General features: G+C 57.3%; 18 protein-coding genes. 11 read left to right on the top strand and 7 right to left on the bottom strand.

The window, feature by feature from the left end; all coding sequences use genetic code 11:
* The first annotated feature begins 56 nt into the window (after positions 1 to 56).
* From ORG26_RS22050 to ORG26_RS22040, 3 genes are all read left to right on the top strand, one after another.
* Positions 57 to 458, top strand: a complete 402-nt coding sequence (locus ORG26_RS22050) for a ribosomal maturation YjgA family protein (RefSeq protein WP_266365716.1) — start codon at positions 57 to 59, stop codon at positions 456 to 458.
* 47 nt (positions 459 to 505) lie between these two features.
* Positions 506 to 1,870: a Gfo/Idh/MocA family protein gene (locus tag ORG26_RS22045; protein ID WP_266365714.1), complete on the top strand. Its 1,365-nt coding sequence runs from the start codon at positions 506 to 508 to the stop codon at positions 1,868 to 1,870.
* A 96-nt stretch (positions 1,871 to 1,966) separates the two neighbouring features.
* Positions 1,967 to 2,902, top strand: a complete 936-nt coding sequence (locus ORG26_RS22040; RefSeq protein ID WP_266365712.1) for a formylglycine-generating enzyme family protein — start codon at positions 1,967 to 1,969, stop codon at positions 2,900 to 2,902.
* A gap of 119 nt (positions 2,903 to 3,021) precedes the next feature.
* Here ORG26_RS22040 and ORG26_RS22035 read toward each other — a convergent pair whose 3' ends face one another.
* The 7 genes from ORG26_RS22035 to ORG26_RS22005 form a co-directional block, all read right to left on the bottom strand.
* Positions 3,022 to 3,777: an SDR family NAD(P)-dependent oxidoreductase gene (locus ORG26_RS22035; RefSeq protein WP_266365710.1), complete on the bottom strand. Its 756-nt coding sequence runs from the start codon at positions 3,775 to 3,777 to the stop codon at positions 3,022 to 3,024.
* Between the two features lie 118 nt (positions 3,778 to 3,895).
* Entirely contained in the window at positions 3,896 to 5,992 is a 2,097-nt protein-coding gene (locus tag ORG26_RS22030) for an alpha-glucuronidase family glycosyl hydrolase (protein ID WP_266365708.1), read from the bottom strand.
* Positions 5,993 to 6,048: 56 nt separating this feature from the next.
* The gene (gene uxuA / locus ORG26_RS22025; protein ID WP_266365706.1) at positions 6,049 to 7,293 is read right to left on the bottom strand and encodes a mannonate dehydratase; all 1,245 of its coding nucleotides are present in this window, start codon (positions 7,291 to 7,293) and stop codon (positions 6,049 to 6,051) included.
* A gap of 223 nt (positions 7,294 to 7,516) precedes the next feature.
* Positions 7,517 to 8,737 (bottom strand): IS256 family transposase, encoded by a 1,221-nt coding sequence (locus ORG26_RS22020; RefSeq protein ID WP_266362045.1) that lies wholly within the window; start codon positions 8,735 to 8,737, stop codon positions 7,517 to 7,519.
* Between the two features lie 243 nt (positions 8,738 to 8,980).
* On the bottom strand, positions 8,981 to 10,261 hold the full coding sequence (locus ORG26_RS22015) for a mandelate racemase/muconate lactonizing enzyme family protein (RefSeq protein ID WP_266365704.1): 1,281 nt from the start codon (positions 10,259 to 10,261) through the stop codon (positions 8,981 to 8,983).
* 133 nt (positions 10,262 to 10,394) lie between these two features.
* Positions 10,395 to 11,333 carry an RraA family protein gene (locus ORG26_RS22010; RefSeq protein WP_407704834.1) on the bottom strand — a complete coding sequence of 313 codons (939 nt, stop codon included), beginning with the start codon at positions 11,331 to 11,333 and terminating at the stop codon, positions 10,395 to 10,397.
* Positions 11,334 to 11,563: 230 nt separating this feature from the next.
* Positions 11,564 to 12,169, bottom strand: a complete 606-nt coding sequence (locus ORG26_RS22005) for a GNAT family N-acetyltransferase (protein WP_266365700.1) — start codon at positions 12,167 to 12,169, stop codon at positions 11,564 to 11,566.
* A 260-nt stretch (positions 12,170 to 12,429) separates the two neighbouring features.
* Between ORG26_RS22005 and ORG26_RS22000 the strand changes: the two genes are divergently transcribed.
* From ORG26_RS22000 to ORG26_RS21965, 8 genes are all read left to right on the top strand, one after another.
* Positions 12,430 to 14,094 (top strand): CTP synthase, encoded by a 1,665-nt coding sequence (locus tag ORG26_RS22000; protein ID WP_266365698.1) that lies wholly within the window; start codon positions 12,430 to 12,432, stop codon positions 14,092 to 14,094.
* Positions 14,095 to 14,225: 131 nt separating this feature from the next.
* The gene (gene yidC, locus ORG26_RS21995) at positions 14,226 to 16,094 is read left to right on the top strand and encodes a membrane protein insertase YidC (protein ID WP_266365696.1); all 1,869 of its coding nucleotides are present in this window, start codon (positions 14,226 to 14,228) and stop codon (positions 16,092 to 16,094) included.
* A gap of 153 nt (positions 16,095 to 16,247) precedes the next feature.
* Positions 16,248 to 17,966 carry an ABC transporter substrate-binding protein gene (locus ORG26_RS21990; RefSeq protein WP_266365694.1) on the top strand — a complete coding sequence of 573 codons (1,719 nt, stop codon included), beginning with the start codon at positions 16,248 to 16,250 and terminating at the stop codon, positions 17,964 to 17,966.
* A gap of 112 nt (positions 17,967 to 18,078) precedes the next feature.
* Entirely contained in the window at positions 18,079 to 19,362 is a 1,284-nt protein-coding gene (gene hemL / locus ORG26_RS21985) for a glutamate-1-semialdehyde 2,1-aminomutase (protein WP_266365692.1), read from the top strand.
* 85 nt (positions 19,363 to 19,447) lie between these two features.
* Positions 19,448 to 20,455, top strand: coding sequence for a glycosyltransferase family 2 protein (locus tag ORG26_RS21980; RefSeq protein WP_266365690.1), 1,008 nt, complete (start codon positions 19,448 to 19,450; stop codon positions 20,453 to 20,455).
* Between the two features lie 20 nt (positions 20,456 to 20,475).
* Positions 20,476 to 21,297, top strand: coding sequence for a LytR/AlgR family response regulator transcription factor (locus ORG26_RS21975; RefSeq protein ID WP_266365688.1), 822 nt, complete (start codon positions 20,476 to 20,478; stop codon positions 21,295 to 21,297).
* 100 nt (positions 21,298 to 21,397) lie between these two features.
* Positions 21,398 to 21,997 carry a hypothetical protein gene (locus ORG26_RS21970; protein ID WP_266365686.1) on the top strand — a complete coding sequence of 200 codons (600 nt, stop codon included), beginning with the start codon at positions 21,398 to 21,400 and terminating at the stop codon, positions 21,995 to 21,997.
* A gap of 33 nt (positions 21,998 to 22,030) precedes the next feature.
* Positions 22,031 to 23,197 (top strand): serine hydrolase domain-containing protein, encoded by a 1,167-nt coding sequence (locus tag ORG26_RS21965; RefSeq protein WP_266365684.1) that lies wholly within the window; start codon positions 22,031 to 22,033, stop codon positions 23,195 to 23,197.
* Positions 23,198 to 23,228 lie beyond the last annotated feature (31 nt).

Below are 23,228 nucleotides of genomic sequence, written 5' to 3'. Positions count from 1 at the left end.
CGCATTTTTCCACCCCTGAGACTCCGGATGTCAATGTTTTTTACAGTTTTTCACGCATGTTCCGCTTCCATCTCCCCTCCTTTCTCCTGGCCATTGCGCTTTTCATCACCGAAGTCCTGATTGCCGCTTACGTCCACGACCGCTTCGTCCGGCCTTATTTCGGGGATTTTCTGGTGGTCTTTCTGGTCTATTACGCGGTTAAATCAATTCTTGAAACGTCGGTTAACAAACTGGCTTTCGGGGTATTGCTGTTTGCGTTTTTCGTGGAAGCCCTGCAGTATGTCAACTTTATTGCCTGGGCGGGGCTGGAGCACAACCGCCTGGCTAAAATTGTCCTCGGCACCAACTTCGAGTGGATTGATATTCTGGCGTATAGCTTAGGCGTCGCCGCGATTCTATTGATTGAAAAGTCTTATTCCAGAAGCCGAAAAAAGACTTACGACCAAAAAATCGGTTAAAGTCCTCCGCTTTTTACCTTTACACCGTTGACAAACCATTCCCTTCCATGAACTCCACTACCCGTCGTTCCTTCCTCCGCACGGCCGCCCTGACGGGAGCCGCGCTGCCGTTTGCCTCTTCGCTCCTACAGGCCGCCCCGCCGCCGGTCCTGTCCAAAGTCCGGCTGGCGTTTATCGGCGTGGGCCTGCGCGGCCGCAATCACCTGCAACAGGCCCTCTACCGCGACGACGTGGAGGTGACGGCCATCTGCGACGTTGACCCGGACGCCATCGCCAAATCCAACGCCATGATTCAGAAAGCGGGCCGTAAAGAACCGGCAGTCTACGCCAAAGGCGATCAGGATTTCCTGAACCTCCTCAAGCGCGACGATATCGACGGGGTTGTCATCGCGACGCCCTGGGAATGGCATACGCCCATGGCCGTCGCCACCATGAAAGCGGGCAAGTACGCGGGCCTGGAAGTGTCGGCAACGGTCACGCTGAAAGAGTCGTGGGACCTGGTCAATACGTTCGAGAAAACCGGCTCGCACTGCATGCTGCTCGAAAACGTCTGCTATCGCCGCGACGTAATGGCCGTGCTCAACATGATCCGGCAGGGGATGTTCGGCGAAATGCTGTACGCCCACTGCGGCTACCAGCACGACCTGCGGGAAGTGAAGTTCAACGACGGGAAACGGGCGCATGGCGGCGGGGTGGAATTTGGCGAAAAAGCCATTTCGGAAGCCCGCTGGCGCACCCAGCACTCCGTGGACCGCAACGGCGACCTGTACCCCACGCACGGCCTCGGTCCCGTGGCGCACTGGATGAACATCAACCGGGGCAACCGCTTTACGCACCTGACCAGCACCGCCACCAAAGCCCGCAGTCTGCACAAATACGTGGTCGATAAAGGCGGCCCCGACCATCCCAACGCCAAGGTGAATTTTAAACTGGGCGACGTCGTTACGACCGTAATCCAGTGCGCCAACGGGGAAAATATTGTCATCATGCACGACACCAACTCGCCCCGCCCCTATTCGCTGGGCTTCCGGGCGCAGGGCACGCAGGGCATCTGGATGGACGATGGCGACACGATTTACCTCGAAGGCGTCAGCCAGAAAGCGCACCAGTGGGAGCCGTTTGCGGCGTATCAGGAAAAATACGATCACCCGCTCTGGAAGCAGCACGCCCAGTCGGCCGAGAACGCCGGGCATGGCGGCATTGACTTCTTTGTGCTGCGGGCGTTCATCGAATCCATCAAGGCGCAGACCGCGCCGCCCATCGACGTGTACGATGCCGCCGCCTGGAGCGTGATCAGTCCGCTGTCCGAACAAAGCATCGCCCAGGGCAGCAAACCGGTCGAAATCCCGGATTTCACCCGGGGCAAATGGAAAACCAACAAACCGATCTTCGGGTTGAATGCGATTTATTAAAAGAGTGTAAAGTTTAGGGTTTAACGTTGAAAGTGAAAAGCCTCTCGCGGTTGCTCTTGCGTTCAACCTTAAACTTTACACCTTAAACGAACTTATATGCGTACAATCCTCATCGCGGCGAGTTGCCTGGTCTTTGCCTGCCAGTCGGAGCCGGAAAGCCGGGCGTATTCTTCCGGGGTGACCCTCTTTGCCGAGAAGCCTTCTCCGGCTTCTGTGGCCCTGCCGGTAGCCGGCCGGACTCCGCCGCCGGGGATGGTTCTGGTTCCGGGCGGGCAGACCCAGATTGGGGATGAGGCCGGTATGGAGTGGGAAAAACCGCTGTTCTGGGTGCAGATCAGGCCGTTTTTTATGGACGAACACCCCGTTACGGTGGCGGACTTCCGGAAGTTTGTGGAAACGACCCATTACCGCACGCAGGCCGAAACGTTTGGCGACGGCGGCACGCTCAACGAAGAAACCGGGCAATGGGCCCTGAAAGCGGGAGCCTCCTGGCACCATCCGCAGGGCCCCGGCGAGCCCGCCGCGCCGGACAACCACCCCGTTACGCAGGTGTCCTGGAACGACGCCGTCGCCTACGCCCGCTGGGCCGGGAAACGCCTGCCCTCGGAATTTGAATGGGAACACGCCGCCCGCAACGGGGTCAACAGCCGCACCAAATACCCGTTTGGAAACGACTTGCAGGATGCCTCCGGCAACTTTCTGGCCAACACCTGGAACGGCAGGTTTCCGCAGCACGATGCCGTGGCGGACGGCTTTCACCACACCTCGCCGGTCGGGCAGTTTGGAAAAACCCCGCTGGGACTGACGGATATGTCGGGCAACGTCTGGGAATGGTGCGACGACTGGAAACAGAACTACGCGGACCTGGTGGCCGGAACACCGCCGCAGAACCCGACCGAAAAGGTACAGCGCGGCGGTTCGTTTCTCTGTGAACCGGGCTGGTGCCACGGCTACCGGGTTTCCGGACGGTCGTTTACCTCTCCGGAAACCAGCCTGATGCACGTTGGCTTTCGGTGCGTGAAGGACCTGTAACGCGGAGTGATACTCCGCGAAAAACCGCAGGATTTGGCTTTTAATTTTGGCTCTTACGGGTCTGCGCGGAGTGATACTCCGCGTTACAGGTTTTTTCGGAGTATCACTCCGCGTTACGGTTAGAACCCAACCGAGTTCCCTCCATCGACCGGCAGGGAAGCGCCTGTTACGTACTTCGCGGCGTCGGAAGCGAGGTAGACCGCCGCCCAGCCGATGTCCTCGGGTTTGCCGAATTTCCCCATCGGGGTGCGGCGCATGGCCCGGTCGCGGCGTTCGGGATCGTTGTTCATGGCCGTACGACTCATTTCGGTTTCGATAAAGCCCGGGGCAATGGCGTTGATGCGCACGTTTTTCCCGGACCATTCCGAAGCCAGCACTTTCACCATACCGGCCACGGCTGATTTGGAAGCCGCATAAGCCGCCACCCGGTCGATGCCGTAATAGGCCGCCATGGAAGTGATCATGATGATGCTGCCGCTCTGCCGTTCCACCATGCGCCGGGCGCAGGTCCGCGTAAGGGCAAAAACGGCGTTCAGGTTGGTATTGATGATCCGCCCGAAATCTTCGTCCGAAACGTCCAGAGCCGGTTTTTTCATGTTGATTCCGGCGTTGTTCACCAGAATATCAACCGGGCCGAGTTTGGCTTCGATGGCCTCCACCAGCGGCTCCAGACCCGCCAGGTCGGTGACGTCGTTGGTGAAATAATGCGCCCGTTCGCCCAGTTGGGCCACGGCGTCCTGCAGCGGCTGTTCCCGACGACCGGTGATGACCACGGTGGCCCCGGCTTCAATCATGCATTTGGCAATATCGAATCCGATACCGGTTCCTCCACCGGTGATGAGGGCGACTTTGCCTTCGAGAGAGAAAATAGTCAAAGTATGTAAAAGTTGAAAATGACAAATTAGTGGGGCGGTTCTCGCCGATTTACGCGGATTTGCGCTGATTACTACAAATCGGCGTCTGAAATCGGCGTAAATCGGCGAGAAACAACCCCTATCGCATCTGATAAATATCCACCAGTTCTTTTACCTCGGCCAGCGTCCGCTCCGGCTTAGGCAGCGGGGCCGGAATCGGCTGCTTTGAAAACTGCTGGAAATACAGCACACAGGCGTCGCGCCACCAGAGCGCTTCCTTGCGCTGAACGGCCAGTCGCCCGGCTACGTCATCAAAAATTTCGGGGTCCACCGCAGGCCGAACGGCATCCCATTCTTTCTGCATGCCCGCCACGGCCTCGGCTCCGGAATAGTACCGGGTGCAAAGTTCGTCCCAGAGCGTACGGCCCGTGCTGAGCTTTTGGGTCCAGGGCACGTGGTGAAACCAGAGCAGGTACGGCAGCGGACAGGTTTCGGGTTTGTTCCACTGTTTCTGCACCTCGGGAGCGTACAGCGCCAGGGCGTTGCTGCCCGAAGCCGTGCGGTCGAAGCCGACGCCGATCGAATCGGCGCGGTGGTAGTAGGTGTGCCGCCAGTCGGGGCGCGGGGCGCGGTCGAGCCAGGGCTCCGGTCCGTAGTGAATGCCGTAGCCCATGATGTGGTGCAGACCCAGCGGATTGGTGTAATCGACGTAGGTTTCGCGCGACCTCATCAGCAGGTTCGTGATCCGTTTTACCGCATTGGGTTCCTGGGTCAGCGTCATCCGCACCCATTCGCCGGCGATCTGTTCGGAAGGCAGCGTGTGGTCCCAGGCCAGCCGTCCATAGGCGTACCAGTTGGCCTGGCCCATGGTGTGGCCCGTCCAGTTGCGGTCGGAGCCGGTGTTGGCCACGCCCGCCATTGCCGTCAGCGGATAACCGTGCACACTGCCGTCGATGACCTTCGCCACCGTCGAGCCTTTGCCTTTCGCGTAAGTGTCCGAATCCAGCGTTTCCTTGAACAGCGGCGCTTCGAAGACCAGATGCGTGGCGAACCCAAGGTATTCCTGCGTCAGCTGAAATTCCATCGCCAGCGGCGTCTGCGGCATCGCTCCGAACAGCGGGCTGAACGGCTCCCGGACCTGAAAGTCGATCGGGCCGTTCTTCACCTGCACGATCACTTTGGGGTGAAACTTGCCGTCGAAGGGCTTAAACTCTTCGTAGGCGGCTTTGAACCGGTCGCCTTTCGGGTCGGCTTTGTAGACGAACGCCCGCCAGAGCACCACGCCCTCGTACGGTTCCAGCGCCTTGCCCAGCATATTGGCCCCGTCGGCGTGGCTGCGGCCGTAATCCTGCGGACCCGGTTCGCCTTCCGAATTGGCCTTGACCAGAAAGCCGCCGAAGTCGGGAATGAGGCCGTAGATTTCCTTCACCTTGGCGTTCCACCACTGCTGCGTCTGCGGGTCGAGCGGGTCGGCGCCCGGCAGTCTGCCGATTGTTTTCGGCGCCGGGAAATACACCGACAGGTACACCTTGATGCCGTAGGGCCGGAAAACGCCGGCCAGGGCCGCTACCTTTCTGAGGTACTCGGTCGTCATGAAGCGCGGGCTGGCATTCACGTTGTTGAGCACCGTGCCGTTGATGCCCAGCGAAGCGTTGGCGCGGGCATAATCGCGGTAGCGCGGGTCCAGCCGCTCGGGCAGTTCGTACCATTTCCAGAGACTCGAACCGGCGTACCCCCGTTCAATGGAGCCGTTGACATTGTCCCAGTGATTCAGCATCCGGATTTTCACCTTCGGACTGCTGCTCAGGGCCAGATTTGCCAGCGACTGCCCGGTCTGCAGGTGACGCAGCAGCGCAAACGTGCCGTACAGGACGCCCGCCGGTGTTTTGGCCGACACCACAATGTTGTTCTGCCGGCGGGTGATCTGGTAACCTTCCGCATTGGCCGTATTGGTATTGGCATCGACCGTCAGCAGAATGCCGCCGGTCTTCCCGCCTGCGCCCGGCGCCATCGCCACCGGCTTGCCCAGAAGACCCTGCAAACCGGCCTGAAGCTCCTGGGCCGCCGTTTGCACGACGGGGCTTTTGTCCGCCGCGGCAATGAACTGAGCTGCCCCGGCGTACTCGGCGCGGCGGGCGGCGTCTTTAATCAAATCGTATTTGAGCCAAAGCCGGTAGCCATCGTCGGCGCGGCAAAGGGTGGAAAGCAGGACAAACAGGAACAGTAGGTTTTTCATAAATTAAGGCTATTCTCAGCGTTTAACAGAGTTAAAACGAGGAAGCGGCGTTTGTGCTACACCTGACTTTCCTCCGCCATCTTCCGCGACACAACTCCGTTTTCTTCCAGCCCCCGCACGATGCCCAGTTCCAGTCCGCGGAGTTCGGCCAGCCCGCGCAGCCGCCCGATGGCCGAATAGCCGGGGTACGTTGTTTTCTTCAGATCATCGAGCATCTGGTGTCCGTGGTCCGGCCGCATCGGGATGGACGTTAGGCCCAGCCCGGCTTCTGCCCGGCGGCGCTGTTCGAGCACAAGCTCCTTCACCACAGCGTACATGTCCACATCGCCCGCCAGGTGGTCGGCTTCGAAGAAGTTGCCCTGCTCGTCGCGTTTGGTGGTCCGGAGGTGGATGAAGTGAATCCGGTCGCCGAAGCGGCGGACCATGCCCGGCAGGTCGTTGTCGGGGCGGACGCCCAGCGAGCCGGTGCAGAAGGTAATGCCGTTGGCCCTGAGGTCGCAGGCCGCCATAAGCTGTGCCAGATCGGCCTCCGTACCGACGACGCGCGGCAGACCCAACAACGGGAACGGGGGATCGTCCGGGTGAATGCACAGATTGACGCCCACCTCCTGCGCGACGGGCGCTACCTGCTGAACGAAATAATAGAGGTTCTGGCGAAGCTGCTGGTCGCCGATGGCCGCGTATTCGTCCAGCAGGCCCTGAAACGTTTCGAGCGTAAAGCTTTCTTCCGACCCCGGCAGCCCGAGCAACACCGTCGCCGAGAGGTTCTCGATCTGGGCGGGCGTCATCCGGTCAAACCGGGCTTTTGCGGAGGCCACCTGTTCGGCCGGGTAATCGGCTTCGGCACCGGGGCGTTTCAGGATGCAGACATCAAACGCGACGAAGGCTTCCTTCTCGAACCGCAGCGCCAGCGAGCCGTCGGGCATTTCGTACCGGAGATTCGTCCGCGACCAGTCCAGCACCGGCATGAAGTTGTAGCAGACCGTCCGGATACCGCAGGCGGCCAGATTCCGGAGGGATTGTTTGTAATTTTCGATGTACCGTTCCCGTTCGGGGCGGGCTTTCTTGATGTCTTCGTGGACCGGCAGGCTTTCGACCACCGCCCAGTGCAGCGGGGAATAACGATCATTGGCCGCCTCGACCAGTTTCTTCCGGGCTTCGATCTCCTCAATCGACCAGACCTCACCGACCGGAATCTGGTGCAGGGCTGTTACCACGCCGGAGCAGCCCGCCTGCCGGATATCCATCAGGGAAACCGGATCGTTGGGACCAAACCAGCGCATGGTTTGTTGCATTCTCATTCGATACTTGGTTATGGGTTGTATTCAATCTGCAAATATTGAAGACAAGCGATAAAAGACAATGAAAAAGAGAAAAGAGAAGGGAGAAAAGAGAAAGGACAAGAGAGGAGAGAAAAGAGATTAGAGAAAAGAGATTATGGACAAGAGAGGAGAGACAAGCGACACAGGACAAAGACAGGCAACCAGGCAGGGAGTGCTTGCTGAACTGTGTCAGCCTAGGGTTCTAGTCGAAGCGATGTTGTTTGATGCGTTCTTCAAAGATAATACTAAACTGGTTGACGACTTCCTTCCAGTTGTAGGTGGTCGTTTCCCATTTGATTTGCAGGTTTTGAACCGTCAAATAGACTAATTTTTGCAGGGCAACATCCGAGCTGAAAGCTCCTTTTGTTTTGGTAACCTTGCGTAACTGACGATGGTAGCCCTCTACCGTATTGGTCGTATACATTACCTTGCGAATAGCAGGCGGATAGTCGAAAAAGGGCGAGAGTAATTCCCATTTGTCGAGCCACGGTTGAACGGCTTTGGGGTACATACCGCCCCATCGCTCCTGTACCAGTAGTAAGTTTTCCATGGCCTGCTCCCGGTCTGGAGCCTGATAGACCGTCTTAAGATCTTTAGCGAAGTCTTTGAGCAACTTATCGGGTACGAAGCGGAAAGAATTGCGTAGCTGATGGACAATACAAAGCTGGACGGTGGCGGCTGGGTAAACGTTGTTGATGGCCACATCGAAGCCCTTTAGGCCGTCCACACATGTGATCAACAGGTCCTCTACACCCCGCTGTTTGAGGTCGGTGAGCACCGAAAGCCAGAACTTGGCTGACTCGGTTTCTGCTGTATAAATGCCCAACACCTGCTTTTTGCCTGACAGATTCAGGCCGATCACGCTGTAGAGCACCCGACTTACCACACGCCCCTCGTGGCGCACTTTGTAATAAATACCATCGAGCCAGACCAGGGTATATAGGCTCTCCAAAGGCCGGTTCTGCCACTCCCGCATAGCAGGAATGACTTTGTCAGTAATGGCCGTTAACTCGCTGTCGGAGAGTGCGTAGCCATACATCTCCTGCAAGTGCTGGCTGATGTCGGCATAGCTGTTACCCACGCTGTAGAGTGATAATACCTTCTGCTCAAGTTGGGGTGTGAGTACTACCTGGCGCTTGGGCACAAGCTGAGGCTGGTAGCTACCCGTACGGTCGCGGGGCGTCTGTAAGTCTAGCAAACCGGCACTGCTTTTGACGCGCTTGGTTGTCTTGCCGTTACGTCGGTTCTGTTCTACCTGCCGAGTCTGGGCGAGGTGACTATCCATTTCCCCTTCCAAAGCGGACTCTAAAAAGTGCTTCAGCAGAGGCGCAAACAAACCGTTCTCTCCCGTCAGGGGTTTACCTTCGTAAAGGCCCTTGATGGCGGCCTGTTTGAAGGCCTCAAAATCGAATTGGTCGGTCATAGTTGTGAATGTAGGCTTTTCTTTCCTTCTATTCACCCTGTGGCCTGACACAGTTCAGCGAGCAGTCTCACCAGGCAGCTTCCTCGCCATTCCCAAAAACACATCTTAGTTCTTCTGTCACTGACCACTGACCACTAGTCTCTTGTCTAATGTCTATTGTCTATTTGTCAAATCTCCCTCGTCCAATGTCCCTCATCACTTCCCTCCCTTCTCTTTCTTCTTTTCTCTAATCTCTTGTCTCTCTTACACAAAGAACGGCACGTCCTTGGTGGCGTATTTCTTCATGCCTTCCTCGTTGATTTCGACGCCGATACCGGGCTTTTCGGACAGCGGAATGAAGCCGTCTTTTACCATCGGTCCGTCGAAGGTCACAATATCCTTGAACATCGGATCGTCGTGGAAATAAATCTGCCATTCCAGAATCAGGAAGTTGGGCACCGAAGCGCACACGTGCGAAGAAGCCATTGCGCCGAGGTAGGAAGCCACCATGTGCGGCGCAAACGGAACGTAGTAGAGGTTCGACAGGTTGGCAATGCGCTGCGCCTCGCCCAGTCCGCCCGCTTTCTGCAAATCCGGCATGATGATGTCCACGGCCCCAATTTCGAGCAGCTTCCGGAAGCCGTGCGCCAGATAATGGTTTTCCCCGGCGCAGATGGGCGTGTTGGACGCTTCGCGTACCTGTCGGTAGGCCTCGGCGTTTTCGGCCGGAATGGGCTCTTCCAGAAACAGCAGATTGAGCGGCTCCATCATCTTCGCCACCCTGCGACCCGTCGTGACGTCGTAGCGGCCGTGCATGTCCACGCAGATGTCGATTTTGGGACCAACCGCCTGCCGGACGGCCGCGATCTGGTTGTACATCCGCTGCAGTTCGCCCTGGCTGGCGGTCCAGTTGTAGGCATCGTACTTGCTGGGATCGTTGCGCTCGTCGATGTCGAATTTGACGGCGTTGAAGCCCATATCCACGGCCCGCTTGGCCGACCGGGCGAAGGATTCGGGGCTGGTGTCCTTTTCCCGATAGGCTCCCGTATCGCAGTAAACCCGGATTTTATCGCGGAATTTTCCGCCCAGCAGCTGATAGACCGGCATGCCAAGGGCTTTGCCGACCAGATCCCACAGCGCCGTTTCGACCGCCGACAGGACGGAGATGTACATCCCTGCCTGCGCCCCTTCAAAAAATCCGGCGCGGCGGACATCCTCAAAAATCCGGTGGACGTTCAGCGGGCTTTTTCCCCGGATGCGGTCGCCCATCATCTTGACGAGGTGGTAGGTCCCCGGCGTAGCGTCGACGGCTTCGCCGCAGCCCCAGATGCCCTGGTTGGTATGGACTTTGACGAACAGACTGTGGCCGTTGCGGATGTAACCGCATTTGATATCGGTGATTTTCAGGTCCGACGGGGCGGAGGATTTGGGGGTCCGGTCTACGGCCGTTTCGAGACCTTCTCCGAAGGTATTGGATAAAGAACCGGCGGCCAGTGCCGTGGCAATGGCGCTTTTGGTGAGAAAGGAACGACGGGAAGTTTTCATGCTGTAGGCGGGCTTCAGCCCGGAGGTTTTGGCTTAAAATGGAGTATCCACAGGCTTCAGCCTGTGAGGGGGACGGTTCGATTTCTCTTAGCCATTCACGGGCTGAAGCCCGTGGATACACTTTGGAAGGCCGTTACCAGGTACGGGTTTTGAGGTATTCCTGAATCTGCTCTTTGGGAACGGGCAGTTTGTCGATGTAGGCGTTGAGCCACTGCGAAAAGTCCTTCTCGATGTCCGCCGACCAGCGGCTGTCGATCTGGCCCGGGGTGTATTTCTGCTCCCGGAGGCGCTGGTGCCCGAACATATCCCGCAGCCGCACGATTTCGGAGGTTTTTACCACTTTCTCGGCCAGATGCGGCGGAATGAACATGACGGCTCCATTGCGACCCAGCACCACATCGCCGGGCATGACCATCGCTCCGCCGATGCGCGTCGGGCGGTTGATTCCGACGAGCGTGGTGTTCAGGTCGCCGTCCGGGTTGTTGAGGTGGTGCGAGGGGTGGTACGACCGGAAGAAGGAGGTAAAACCGCCGATTTCCTTCAGCCCGGCCACGTCGCGGACGGCTCCTTCGTAGACGATGCCGTTGCCGGTTTTGGCGTAAATCGAGTTGCCGAGGTTGTCGCCGATGGTCGGGCCGTCCTCGTGCGCGCCAAACTGGTCGACTACGTACACATCGCCTTTCACAAGCATGTCGATCGGCCAGGAGTTCTGGGACTTCACCCGGCCGTCTTTTTCGTGGCCTTTTTTATCGATGACCCGGTGCACGTCCGGGCGACCGGGCATGAAAGTGGCCGTTACGGCGCGGCCCACCAGCACGCTGTCGGGATTGATGCACTGCCAGCCTTCGGCGTACTGGTGTTTAAAATTGTCGCCTTTCAGCACGGCCCAGGCTTCTTCGAGCGTAACGAGCTTCATGCGCTTCAGAATGGCATCCGGCACCTTGGGACGACCGTCGGGGAACCGTTCGCCTTTCCATTCGGGCGTTAAAAAAATCAGTTCTTCGCGGGAAATCTGCTGGGCCTTCGCGGTTGGCGTAAGCCCATGAAGCAACAGCGCAGCTATTGCGACCATGAAACGTTTCATACAAAATTATCGGGTTTAGGTACAATTATTTAAGTAAAAAAGGCAACTTCCGGCTCAGTTCTACCGACCGGACCCTGAAAATTCCGGAGAAGCACCGCCAGTCCCTGAGTCGCTTCGCTGACGGATAAGGCCGGTGCCGGGCAAGGCTGGAAACCTACGGGAGCTGCGGGGTTGATTTAGGGAACCCTGTCAAGGTTTGCGACCGCTGGCAGGGCGGACTAAACCCGGGCAAGTTTTGCGCCGAGAGTTTCCTTTACGCCATTGAACCACTCGTTTCGGAGGATGCTCAGAACGATGCTGTCCCGCCGCGAACCATCCGGACGGCGGCCGTGGCTCCGCAGCAGGCCCTCTTCCACGCAGCCGATGCTTTTCATGGCCCGGATGCTGCGCTGGTTGGCATTGTCGGCCCGGAACTCGACCCGCTCCATGCCCATCGTTTCGAACGCAAATTGCAGCAGCAGGTATTTGCAGTGCTTGTTCAGACCCGTTCCCTGGTGATTTTTACCGTACCAGGTGTAGCCCAGCAGCAGGGTCCGGTTCTCCAACTGGATGTCGTAAAAACGGGTACTTCCGGCAAAGACATTCTGCGATTTGTCGAAGACGATAAACGGATATTCCCGCCCGGCTTCCCGCGCTTCTACGGCCTGTCGGATGTAGTGGCGCAGGGCCTCTTCGCCGCCCGCCTGTACGAGCGAATACTGCCACAGTTCAGGTTCGTGCAGGGAGAAGTGGAGCAGGTTGGAAACGTCGTCGAGGGTCAGGGGGCGGAGGCGGACTCCGTCGTTTTCGAGGATGTAATCGGTGGAAAAATGGAATGAGTGCATGGACGGAAAGGTGTTTGTTTCTCGCAGATTATCACAAATTTCTGACGCAGATTAGCGCAGCTATTTTTGAATCTGCGCATAAAATCTGTGATAATCTGCGAGAAACAAACAACTGCTCTCTTTTTCTTCTTCCGAAAACCCGTCCGGATTTATTTCTGCTGACTGCCAAATCCTTATCCCAATCCCCCGACTTTTTTCTTTCCCCTCCGCCAAATTCTCCGTACCTTTACATCCCGTAACGACGCAAACACGGTTTCGACATGGCTATACCCGGTCAGAAAACCGCCAAGTACATTTTTGTTACGGGCGGTGTGACATCTTCTCTCGGCAAGGGCATTATTGCTTCTTCACTTGCCAAATTGCTTCAATCTCGTGGCCTTTCGGTCACGATTCAAAAATTCGACCCCTACATCAACATTGACCCCGGTACGCTGAATCCCTACGAACACGGGGAATGCTACGTGACGGACGATGGGGCCGAAACGGACCTTGATCTGGGCCACTACGAACGCTTCCTGAACATCCGGACATCGCAGGCCAACAACATCACCACGGGACGTATTTACAACAACGTTATCACCCGCGAACGGCGCGGCGATTTCCTCGGCAAAACGGTGCAGGTCGTACCGCACATCACCGACGAGATCAAACGCAACATCCGGCTGCTGGGCGAAACGGGTGAATACGACATCATCATCACCGAAATCGGTGGCTGTGTGGGCGATATCGAGTCGCTGCCGTTCATCGAAGCGGTGCGCCAGCTGAAGTTCGAGCTGGGCGAAAACGACACGCTGGTGATTCACCTGACCCTGATTCCGTACCTGGCCTCGGCGGGTGAGCTCAAAACGAAGCCCACCCAGCACTCGGTCCGGATGCTGCTCGAAACGGGCGTTCAGCCGGACATCATCGTCTGCCGCACCGAACACCCGCTACCGCCGGATATCCGCCGCAAAATCGCGCTGTTCTGCAACGTGCAGGTCAGCTCGGTCATCGAAGCCATCGACGCCGAGACGATCTACGACGTGCCTCTGCTGATGAAGAAAGAAAAACTCGACCAGCGGGCGCTGTACATGCTCGACATCTACAACGACCAGGACGCCGATCTCGACGCCTGGAAGGACTTCCTCGGCCGCCTCAAGAATCCATCGGACTCCGTGACGATTGGTCTGGTCGGGAAGTACGTGGAACTGCACGATGCGTACAAGTCCATCGCCGAGGCGTTCATCCATGCCGGAGCGGCCAACGAGTGCAAGGTCAATATCGAGTGGATTCAGTCGGAAACGCTGGCCAACCCCGAAAACCTGCACGACAAGCTGCGCGATCTGGACGGTATTCTGGTCGCCCCCGGTTTTGGCGAACGCGGCATTGAAGGCAAGATCAACACGATTCAGTACGCCCGGGAGGCCGGAATTCCGTTCTTCGGCATCTGCCTCGGGATGCAGTGCGCCGTGATCGAATTTGCCCGCAACGTACTGGGAATGAGCGACGCGCATTCGTCGGAAATGAACCCGACCACGCCGCATCCCGTTATCGACATGATGGAAAGCCAGAAGCAGGTGAAAAACCTCGGCGGCACCATGCGTCTGGGGGCGTATCCGTGTAAGATCAAGAAAGAATCGCACGCCCATGCCGTCTACGGCAAAACCCAGATCAGCGAACGGCACCGGCACCGGTACGAGTTCAACAACGAGTACCTGACCCAGTTTGAAAAGGCAGGTATGATTGCTACGGGGATTAATCCGGAGACGGGTCTGGTCGAGATCGTCGAATTAAAAAATCACCCGTGGTTCGTCGGCGTGCAGTTTCACCCGGAGCTGAAAAGCACGGTCATGAGCCCGCAGCCGCTGTTTGTGCATTTCATAAAGGCCGCACTGGCCTTCTCCCAGCAGAAACGCCTGGTGGACACCCCGGCGAATGTTGGTTAAGGCGCGGGAATGCCGTAGTTTTGCAAAAAAACGAAAACAGGTATGAGGTATGCGGTATGAAGCATGAGGTGATCGCCAACCGGTCCGTTGCCTCTTCTTTCATACCTCATACCTCATACCTAAAATAAAGAATGGATCGTAATCAAGTAGTAGGAATTGTCCTCATCCTGGCGATGCTGCTTGGGTATCAGTTGCTGATGCCAAAGCCGCAGCCGGAAAAAGAACCCCAGAAAAAATCGGCTCAGTCGCAGCCCTCCCCCAACGCGCTTCAGAAAGCCCGGCCTGACCAGCCTATCGACTCTGCCGCCGCCCGGGCCCAGTACGGCGATTTTGCCGCCGCCGCTATCGGCCAGACGCAGGATGTGGTCGTTGAAAACGCCGACGTTCGCTTCACGTTCAGCACCCAGGGCGGTCGCGTGAAAGAAGTTGTTCTTAAAAAATACCAGCCCTTCGGCCAGCCGAACCAGCCCCTCGTTCTGTTTGACGAACAGAGCAGCGAAATGGTGATGGAACTGCCCACCAACCGCGGCCGGATCAACCTCGAAAAGCTTTACTTCACGACCGACGCCCCGGCCCGTTCGACCGTTTCGGGCAGCGGCCAGAAAGTCACCTTCCGGCTGGCGCTGGCGGGCGGACAGACCGTCGAACAGACCTACACGATCCCGGCCGAAGGCTACACGGTCGAGTATGACCTCAAACTGACGGGCATGGACCGCCTCGTCACCAACGACAACGTCCGGTTCGTATGGCAGGACAAGATGCGGCAGTTTGAAAATGACCTCAACGAAAACCGCAAGGAAGCGACCATTCACTACCTGACGGGCGACGAGAACTTCGAGGAACTGCCCAAAGATGCGACCGGCAACCGCGAGCAGATCGTCGAAGAGCCGGTGCAGTGGTATTCTATCAAGCACAAGTATTTCCTGGCGAGCTTTGTTGCCAAAAATTCACCCCTGCAAAAGGCGACGTTCCGGACGCTGGTGAACCCGGCTGACAGTTCGTATGTGAAGCTCGCCGTGGCCGACGTGCAGTTGCCGATGGGCGACCTGAAAACCGGCAAGGGCAACTTCCGCTTCTTTTTCGGCCCCAACGACTACCAGATTCTGGACGAAGTGGCCCCGGAATTCGACCGCAACGTTTACCTCGGTTACGCCGTCCTGAAGCCGCTGAACAAGTTCTTCTTCGTGCCGATGTTCAACCTGCTGGAGAAGGTGTTCAGCAACTACGGTATCCTGATCGTGGTGCTGGTGCTCATCGTTAAGGCGCTGCTGACGCCGCTGACCTACAAATCGTACGTGAGCATGGCCAAGATGCGGGTCCTGACGCCGGAAATCAACGAAATCAAGGAGCGCGTCGGCGACGACATGGCCAAGATGCAGTCCGAGCAGATGAAGCTTTACCAGCAGGTCGGCGTCAGTCCGCTGAGCGGCTGTATTCCGGTGCTGGCGACGATGCCGATCCTGATGTCGCTGTTCTTCCTGTTTCCGAACCTGATCGAACTCCGGCAGAAGCCGTTCCTGTGGGCGAGTGACCTCTCGACCTACGACTCGTTTATCAACCTGCCGTTTGGTCTGCCGTTTGCCGGCGACCACATCAGCCTGTTCACCATCCTGATGACGGCCTCCAGCCTGGCGTACGCCTGGTACAACAACCAGATGACGCCCGCCCAGCCCAACAGCCCGATCAACATGAAGGCGATGGCGTACATTTTCCCGCTGATGTTCATGTTCATTCTGAACTCGTTCCCGGCGGGTCTGACCTGGTACTACTTCGTGTCCAACGTGGTGACGATTGCGCAGCAGCAGCTGATCCGCCGCTTTGTCAACGAAGACAAAATCCGGGTGGTGCTCGACGAGAACAAGAAGAAGTTCGAGCGCGGCGAAGGCAAGAAGTCCAAGTTCCAGGACATGCTGCAACGGTCGCTGCAACAGGCGGAAGAAGCCAAGAAGAAAGCCGAAGAAGCCCAGAAACGGGCCGACCAGCGGACCAAGAAAAAATAGGCGCAGACGCGGACCGATTGGGGGGCTGGCTATGATCCGAAAAATCATGGACAGCCCCTTAATCTTTGTCCCCCCCTTCGGTACGGTTGATGGATTCCGGTCGTACCTTTGCAGGAACATAACCCTACCCGCCCCAAAGCTGTTAGTACTGACATGACGCTTCGTTACCTACAGAATATTCTTTTCGCCGTTCTCTGCCTCACGGTGGGAATCGCCCGGGCCCAGGACGCGGCCGAGCGCCGCTACCGCCAGGGGGTTCAGCTCGTGCAGCAGGGACAGTACGAAAAAGCCAAAGCCGAACTGACGCCCCTGCTTCAGCGGCGGGACGGCCTCGGCCCGTATGCCCACTATTACCACGCCCTGGCCGATTTTCGCCTTAAAAATCAAACCGGCGCCCGGCTGATGCTCCGGCAGCTGCTCGACCGTTTTCCGGACTGGAACAAGGCCGACGACGCCTATTACCTGATGGCCGCGGCCAGTTTTGAAGGCGGGCTGTACGAGGAAGGGCTGACCTTTCTGTCGCGCCTTTCCGGAACTTCCCTGAAAGCCGATGTGCAGAAGCTGGAGTCCGCCCATTTTGCCCGCATCACGGAGCTGAACCGGTTGAAATCGCTGCAACGGGAATATCCCGACAACCGAAACCTGGCCCTGGCGCTCATCGACCTCATTCAGCGGACGTCCACGGACCGCTCGGACCTGGAGCTTTCCGACCGGCTGACCAACCGCTTCGGCGTTCCGACGGCTTCGGCTTCCAACCGGCCTGCGGTCACCGAGCCGGTGGCCTCCACGACGGCATCGGGCGTGAATCCGGCCCGTCCGGAGCGGAACCGCAACAAAGGTTACTTCAATGTCGGCGTGCTGTTTCCTTTCCGCCTGAACCAGTTGAACCCGGGCGGAACGGCCCGTTCGAACCAGTATGCGCTGGATTTGTACAACGGGATGAAGCTGGCCCAGGAAAAGCTGCAGCAGGAAGGCGTTACGGTCAATCTGTTTGCCTATGACGTGGAAAACGACGCGGCGAAGATGACCGAACTGCTCAACAACCCGTCGTTCATTCAGAACGACCTGCTGTTCGGGCCGCTTTACGCCGAACCCAACCGGATTGCCACTGAATTTGCCAGCCGCAACGGCCTGCCGCTGGTCAATCCCATTTCGACCAGCAGCGAACTGGTGGCCAGTCAGCCGCTGGCGTTTCTGGCCCAGCCGTCGCTCACCCAGCAAGCCCTGCAAACCCTGACTTTTGCCCGTACGCTGGGCATGGGCAAACGGGTCGCCATTTATTTTGGCAGCACGCGCAAAGACTCAACGCTGGCCGCCATCTATCAGCAGGAGGCCCGGAAAGTCGGGTTCCAGATCCTTGAATTCAAGAAACTGGCCGGCGACACCGAACAGATCACCCTGACCGAAGCCAGCCGGGCGGCCCATATTCTGCTGGTGAGCAGCGACGAAAAAACCGGACCCAAACTACTAAAAACGCTTTCGGCGCGAAAGGTAACGGCTCCCGTGATCGCTACGTCCGGGGCTTTTGATTTTACCAAAAATTCGCTTTCGGTCTTCGAGCGCAGCGAGTTATACCTGCTCTATCCAGATTTCGTGGACAACAAACGGCCGGAGGTGGAGAGCTTCAATCAGGCGTATCTGGAAACCCGCAACATCATTCCGTCCGTTTTTGCCTACCAGGGCTACGACATGCTGCTGTTCTTCGGCCGCATGCTTGCCCGCAACCGGGGCGTGCTTCCCCAGGGACCGCCGCTGAAAAGCGAGCGCGAAGACTACCTCATTGCCGGCTTCGACTACAGCCAGTCGAACGAAAACCGCCGGGTTCCAATTGTTAAATTTGAAGAAGGACAGTTTATCATTGCGAATGAGTGAATGAGCGGTCCGCCGCCGCGGTGAATAGCTCCGCTGACAAGCATTGATGTTGGACAGCGAAGCTATCCACCGCGGCGGCGGACCGCTCATTCACTCATTCACTCATTAAATTATGACAACCAGCCAGCAACTTTTCGAACAGGCCAAGACGCTCATTCCGGGGGGGGTAAACTCGCCGGTACGGGCGTTTCGGGCGGTGGGCGGCACACCGCTGTTTATTAAATCTGCCAAAGGACCGTACATCTACGACGAAGACGGCAACCGCTATATCGAACTCATCAATTCCTGGGGGCCGATGATTCTCGGTCACGCCTTCGAGCCGGTGGAGGAAGCCGTGCGCGAGGCCATCCAGCACTCGTTTTCGTTCGGCGCCCCGACCCGCAAGGAGGTGGAAATGGCCGAACTGATTACGGAGATCGTTCCGTCGGTCGAGAAAGTCCGGATGGTAAATTCCGGCACCGAAGCGACGATGGCGGCTATCCGGGTAGCCCGGGGCTTTACCGGCCGCGATAAAATCATCAAGTTCGAGGGCTGTTACCACGGTCACGGCGACTCCTTCCTGATTGCCGCCGGCAGCGGAGCGGTCACGATGGGCGTGCCCGACAGTCCCGGCGTGACGAAGGCCACGGCCCACGACACGCTCACGGCGCCCTACAACGACCTCCGGGCCGTTGAAATGCTCATCGACAACAACCACAACCAGATTGCGGCGATCATTCTGGAGCCGGTTGTTGGCAACATGGGCTGCGTCCTGCCCGAGCCGGGCTTTCTGGAAGGCATCCGCGAGCTTTGCGACAAGAACGACATTCTGCTGATTTTTGACGAGGTCATGACCGGCTTCCGGCTGGCGAAAGGCGGGGCGCAGGAGCGCTTCGGCATCCGCCCGGACCTGACGACGATGGGCAAGATCATCGGCGGCGGCATGCCCGTGGGGGCCTACGGCGGTCGCGCGGACATCATGAACGTCGTTTCGCCGGCGGGTCCGGTGTACCAGGCGGGCACGCTTTCGGGCAACCCGATCGCCATGTCGGCGGGTCTGGCCATGCTGCGGCACCTGCACGGGCATCCGGAGGTGTACACGCGTCTGGAGGAAATCGGCAGCAAAATGGTGACGGGCTTCCAGAACAGCCTCCAAAAGCTGGGGCTTCCCTTCACCATCAACCACCTGGGCTCGATGTTCACGCTGTTTATGACCGACAAGCCGGTGACGAATTTTGAGGAAGCCAAAACCTGCGACCTTCCGCTGTTCGGCCGTTATTTCCACGCCATGCTCCGGCGCGGCGTGTACCTGGCCCCCTCCCAGTTCGAAAGCCTCTTCCTGTCCACAGCCCTGACCGACGAGCTGGTGGAGGAGGTCATTGCGGCGAACGAGGAGAGCCTGAAAGAGGTTATTTAGTGCTGAAGGATGAATGTTGAATGGCTGCGCCGCTTTGTATCGAGCGAGGCCGCCTTCAGCATTCATCCTTCAAAATTCAACGATCATGCGTTTCACCGTTCTCATCCCCGTCTACAATCGCCCCGACGAACTGCGCGAGCTGCTGGATTCGCTGGCGAAACAAACCCGTATTCCCGACGAGATTCTGGTCATCGAAGACGGCTCGGTGGACAAGGCGGAGCAGGTGGCCGACTCATTCCGCGACCGGCTCCCTATCCGGTATTTCTTCAAGCCCAACAGCGGGCAGGGCTTCACGCGCAACTACGGTTTTCAGCGGGCGACGGGCGACTATTTCGTCATTTTCGACTCCGACGCCCTGGTGCCGCCGCATTATTTCGAAGCCGTTGAAAAGCGGCTTCAAACGTCCTGGCTCGACGCTTACGGCGGTCCGGACGCGGCTCACCCGGATTTCACGCCTGTTCAGAAAGCCATCAGCTATTCCATGACCTCGCCCTTCACAACGGGCGGTATCCGGGGCAGCAGCAAAAATCTGGGCGGAACGTACCACCCCCGCAGCTTCAACATGGGCCTTTCGCGGCAGGTCTACGAGAAAATCGGCGGGTACAAAATCAGCCGGATGGGCGAAGACATCGAGTTTGCTATCCGGATTATCGAAAACGGCTTCAAAACGGGTCTCATTCCGGAGGCGTTCATCTACCACAAGCGGCGCACGGACTTCCGGCAGTTTTACCGGCAACTGCGGTTCTTCGGACGGGCGCGGATCAACATTTCCCGGTTTTTTCCGGCTGAGTTAAAGCTCGTCCATACCTTTCCGGCGGTCTTTACGCTAGGGCTGGCCTCGGTGCCTTTGCTGGCGCTGATCAGTCCGGTTCTGTTCGGCCTGGCGCTCGGCTTTCTTTTGTTGTTTTCATTAGCTATCTTGATCGACGGCACCCGCAGGGAGAAAAGTCTGAAAGTGGGTCTGCTGAGCGTCATCGCCGCTTTTGTCCAGCTGACCGGCTACGGTGTCGGTTTTCTGAGCGAAGGCTGGAAAAAGCTGCGCGAGCCGAAAGGCCACCGCGAAACCGGTGAATTTATGGAGTACCCTTCCTGACTTTTTAACCGTTATCTTCCATGCAGGCGCAACGCGAGTTAAAAAACCCGTACCATCCGGATGTGCCTTTGTTTTTGATTTTAATTCCGTTTATCAGCGGTTTTAATTATTACCTGACCTACCCGAATATTCAGTTCAATGGTTTTTTATTATTGACCTTTACAATTGATACGGTGCAGGGCTATCTGGCCTGGTACGCGGTGCGTCAGTTTATCATTTACCTCGACAAAAAATGGCCCTATTACAGAGGGCCATTAAAGCGCATTCTTTTTCAGGCGCTCAGCACCACGCTGCTTGGTCTGGCCGTCATTAGTTTATTGACCGAACTGGTCAGCTGGATTGCGCTGGGAAAACCAGCTCCGCTGATTTTTTATACCCGCGACCTGTTCATCATCAGCATCTGGTTTTTTGTCATCAACGGCATTTACATCGGGCTTCATTATTACTACGAATTGCAGGATGCCGAAAACAAACGACAGGAAGAAAACCGCATTAAACAGGAAGGTTTTCCCGTCCGATTCGGCAAAAAGGAATTGTGGTTAAAATTTGACGAAATTCCCGGTTTTTACGTCGAAGGCGACTATGCCGTGGCCTGTCATCTGGCGGGCAATAAATATTACCTCGACCAGTCGCTCGACAAAGTTGAGCAGCAAATCCCGCCCGCTTTTTTCTTCCGGCTGAACCGGCAGTACATTCTGCACCGGCAGTTTATTACGGGCTTCAAACGGGCGGAAAACGGAAAGCTGCTGGTCCTGCTGCAAAAAACCGAACTGTTCCCCTCCGAAATCCCCGTCAGCCGCATCAAAGCCGCCGCATTCAAGGCCTGGTTTCGGCCCGAGTAAGTTCATTTCGTCGGGAAATCGGCTACACTTCACCGGAAAATCGGCCCGGACAGCCTCTGTACGCACTTTTTGAGCTTTACCTTGCGCAAAAAAATTGCGCATGAAAACAACAAAGCTAATCGGAACCGTACTGGGCTGTCTTCTGGCCCTCATCTCCCGCGGCCAGACGGAGGCGCCGCGGGCCTATCGAAATTTCCCGCTGGTGGTCACGCTCCAATTCCACTCCCTCTCGCTCCCCTTCCGGGATCTGAAGACCAACTTCACGAACGTCGGCCTCGGCCTGGGCACCGAAGTAAGCCTGAACGGACGGCACAACTGGGCCCAGCAATTCAATGTGGTCTGGTACCGGAACAAAGTGGTCGGCAACGGTGTGCTGGCCTACACCCAAACGGCCTGGCGACCGGCTCTTTTTTCCAATATTTATACGGAAGTCAAAGCCGGAGCCGGTTATCTGATGTCTTTTCGTCCAGTAGAATCCTACAAATCCGTTGAGGGCGAATGGGTCTCCGTCGGGCATAAAGGAAAAGGCATGCTGGCCGTTCCGGTTGGAATTTCTATTGGGTATAACAATCCCAATTCGCGCACGCCTTTTTCACCCTTTGCCAGTTACCAGATGGTGCTGGTTAACGGCTATAACCAGAGCATTCCGCTTGTGCCGCAAACGCTGATTCAGGTAGGTTCGCGTATCCATTTTCATTAATTCAAACAACAAATACTTCTGAAACGTAAAGTCATGAAATCGATTTTTTCTCTTTTTCTTTTGCTATTTTTTCTGACGAATTGCTCCGTCTACCGCGCGGATCTTCCGTCAGCCAAGTGCAATTCATCCGAAATTATAAACGCCGAATATTCCCGGGCGGCCGCCGCCGGTGCGGCGATCAAAGAGCTCGCCAAATCGGGGGTTCCGGGTGCCGTACTGGCCGTTTATTCCAAAGAAGGCTGGTGGACGACATCGGCGGGTTACGCCAAAATTGAAGACAAAACGGCGATGGAACCCTGCCACCTCCAGTATCTGCAAAGCGTGGCGAAAACTTACATGGCCGTGGCGGTCCTGAAGTTATATGAGCAGGGCAAAGTGGATCTGGATGCGCCCATGACGCGGTACCTGCCCGATCGCTACAGCCGCTACATTGCCGATGCCCAAAAAATCACGGTGCGCATGCTGCTGAACCACACCTCCGGCGTTCCGGAGTACAACAGCGAGCCGGCTTACGTCACGACGCTCCTCCAGAAGCCGGACTATCCGTTTACGCCGGAAGATTACCTGAAATACATTAATGGCAAGCCGCTGACCTTCGAGCCCGGCAGCCGGCATTCGTACCGCAACACCAACTTTGTGCTGCTGGCCCTGCTGACCGACGCCCTTACCGGCGACCACGCCCGGTTTATCACCCAGACCATTTTTGAGCCGCTGGGCCTGACGCAGACCTTCTACCGCAGCCAGCCGGGCTACCTGAACTACCCGAATCTGGTCAACGCCTACTGGGATCGCCACAGCGACGGCATTGTCGAGAATGCCTCCCGGCTCCAGCGCAACAACGTGGCTGCCCTCATCGGCGACGATGGCATCGTGGCGACGCCCGTTGATGCGGTCAAATTTCTGAAAGGGCTGATGGAGGGAAAACTGCTTTCTGCCGCAACCATGGCGCAGATGAAAACCTGGGTGAACGACCCGCAGGGCAAACCGGCCTACGGCCTGGGCCTCATTCCAACGACCATCAACGGCCACGAAGGCTGGGGCCATTCGGGCGGCGGCATCGGCGCGGGCTGCGAACTATATTATTTTCCGAAAGAGGGCGTCTACGTGTTCATCGGAGTCAATCTGGGAACCGTCACCGACAGCCCCCTGCACGTGGGACTGGAGAAAGCTCGGGATAAGGTGTACGAGGCAGTGCTGTAACGTCTTGACCGGGATTACACAGATTAAAGGA

It is taken from the genome of Tellurirhabdus rosea (assembly GCF_026278345.1).
GTDB classification, from domain to species: domain Bacteria; phylum Bacteroidota; class Bacteroidia; order Cytophagales; family Spirosomataceae; genus Tellurirhabdus; species Tellurirhabdus rosea.
Note: the sequence above shows the minus strand (reverse complement) of the source record. Positions and strands in the feature narration are given on the sequence as shown.

Excerpts from the sequence above, each read along its gene's own strand:
- ORG26_RS21980 (WP_266365690.1), top strand. The coding sequence starts at position 19,448 with ATGCGTTTCACCGTTCTCATCCCCGTCTACAATCGCCCCGACGAACTG.
- ORG26_RS21965 (WP_266365684.1), top strand. The coding sequence starts at position 22,031 with ATGAAATCGATTTTTTCTCTTTTTCTTTTGCTATTTTTTCTGACGAAT.
- ORG26_RS21975 (WP_266365688.1), top strand. The coding sequence starts at position 20,476 with ATGCAGGCGCAACGCGAGTTAAAAAACCCGTACCATCCGGATGTGCCT.
- yidC (WP_266365696.1), top strand. The coding sequence starts at position 14,226 with ATGGATCGTAATCAAGTAGTAGGAATTGTCCTCATCCTGGCGATGCTG.
- ORG26_RS22000 (WP_266365698.1), top strand. The coding sequence starts at position 12,430 with ATGGCTATACCCGGTCAGAAAACCGCCAAGTACATTTTTGTTACGGGC.
- ORG26_RS22040 (WP_266365712.1), top strand. The coding sequence starts at position 1,967 with ATGCGTACAATCCTCATCGCGGCGAGTTGCCTGGTCTTTGCCTGCCAG.
- ORG26_RS22020 (WP_266362045.1), bottom strand. The coding sequence starts at position 8,737 with ATGACCGACCAATTCGATTTTGAGGCCTTCAAACAGGCCGCCATCAAG.
- hemL (WP_266365692.1), top strand. The coding sequence starts at position 18,079 with ATGACAACCAGCCAGCAACTTTTCGAACAGGCCAAGACGCTCATTCCG.
- ORG26_RS22045 (WP_266365714.1), top strand. The coding sequence starts at position 506 with ATGAACTCCACTACCCGTCGTTCCTTCCTCCGCACGGCCGCCCTGACG.
- ORG26_RS22015 (WP_266365704.1), bottom strand. The coding sequence starts at position 10,261 with ATGAAAACTTCCCGTCGTTCCTTTCTCACCAAAAGCGCCATTGCCACG.
- ORG26_RS21990 (WP_266365694.1), top strand. The coding sequence starts at position 16,248 with ATGACGCTTCGTTACCTACAGAATATTCTTTTCGCCGTTCTCTGCCTC.
- uxuA (WP_266365706.1), bottom strand. The coding sequence starts at position 7,293 with ATGAGAATGCAACAAACCATGCGCTGGTTTGGTCCCAACGATCCGGTT.
- ORG26_RS22030 (WP_266365708.1), bottom strand. The coding sequence starts at position 5,992 with ATGAAAAACCTACTGTTCCTGTTTGTCCTGCTTTCCACCCTTTGCCGC.
- ORG26_RS21970 (WP_266365686.1), top strand. The coding sequence starts at position 21,398 with ATGAAAACAACAAAGCTAATCGGAACCGTACTGGGCTGTCTTCTGGCC.
- ORG26_RS22005 (WP_266365700.1), bottom strand. The coding sequence starts at position 12,169 with ATGCACTCATTCCATTTTTCCACCGATTACATCCTCGAAAACGACGGA.
- ORG26_RS22050 (WP_266365716.1), top strand. The coding sequence starts at position 57 with ATGTTCCGCTTCCATCTCCCCTCCTTTCTCCTGGCCATTGCGCTTTTC.
- ORG26_RS22010 (WP_407704834.1), bottom strand. The coding sequence starts at position 11,333 with ATGGTCGCAATAGCTGCGCTGTTGCTTCATGGGCTTACGCCAACCGCG.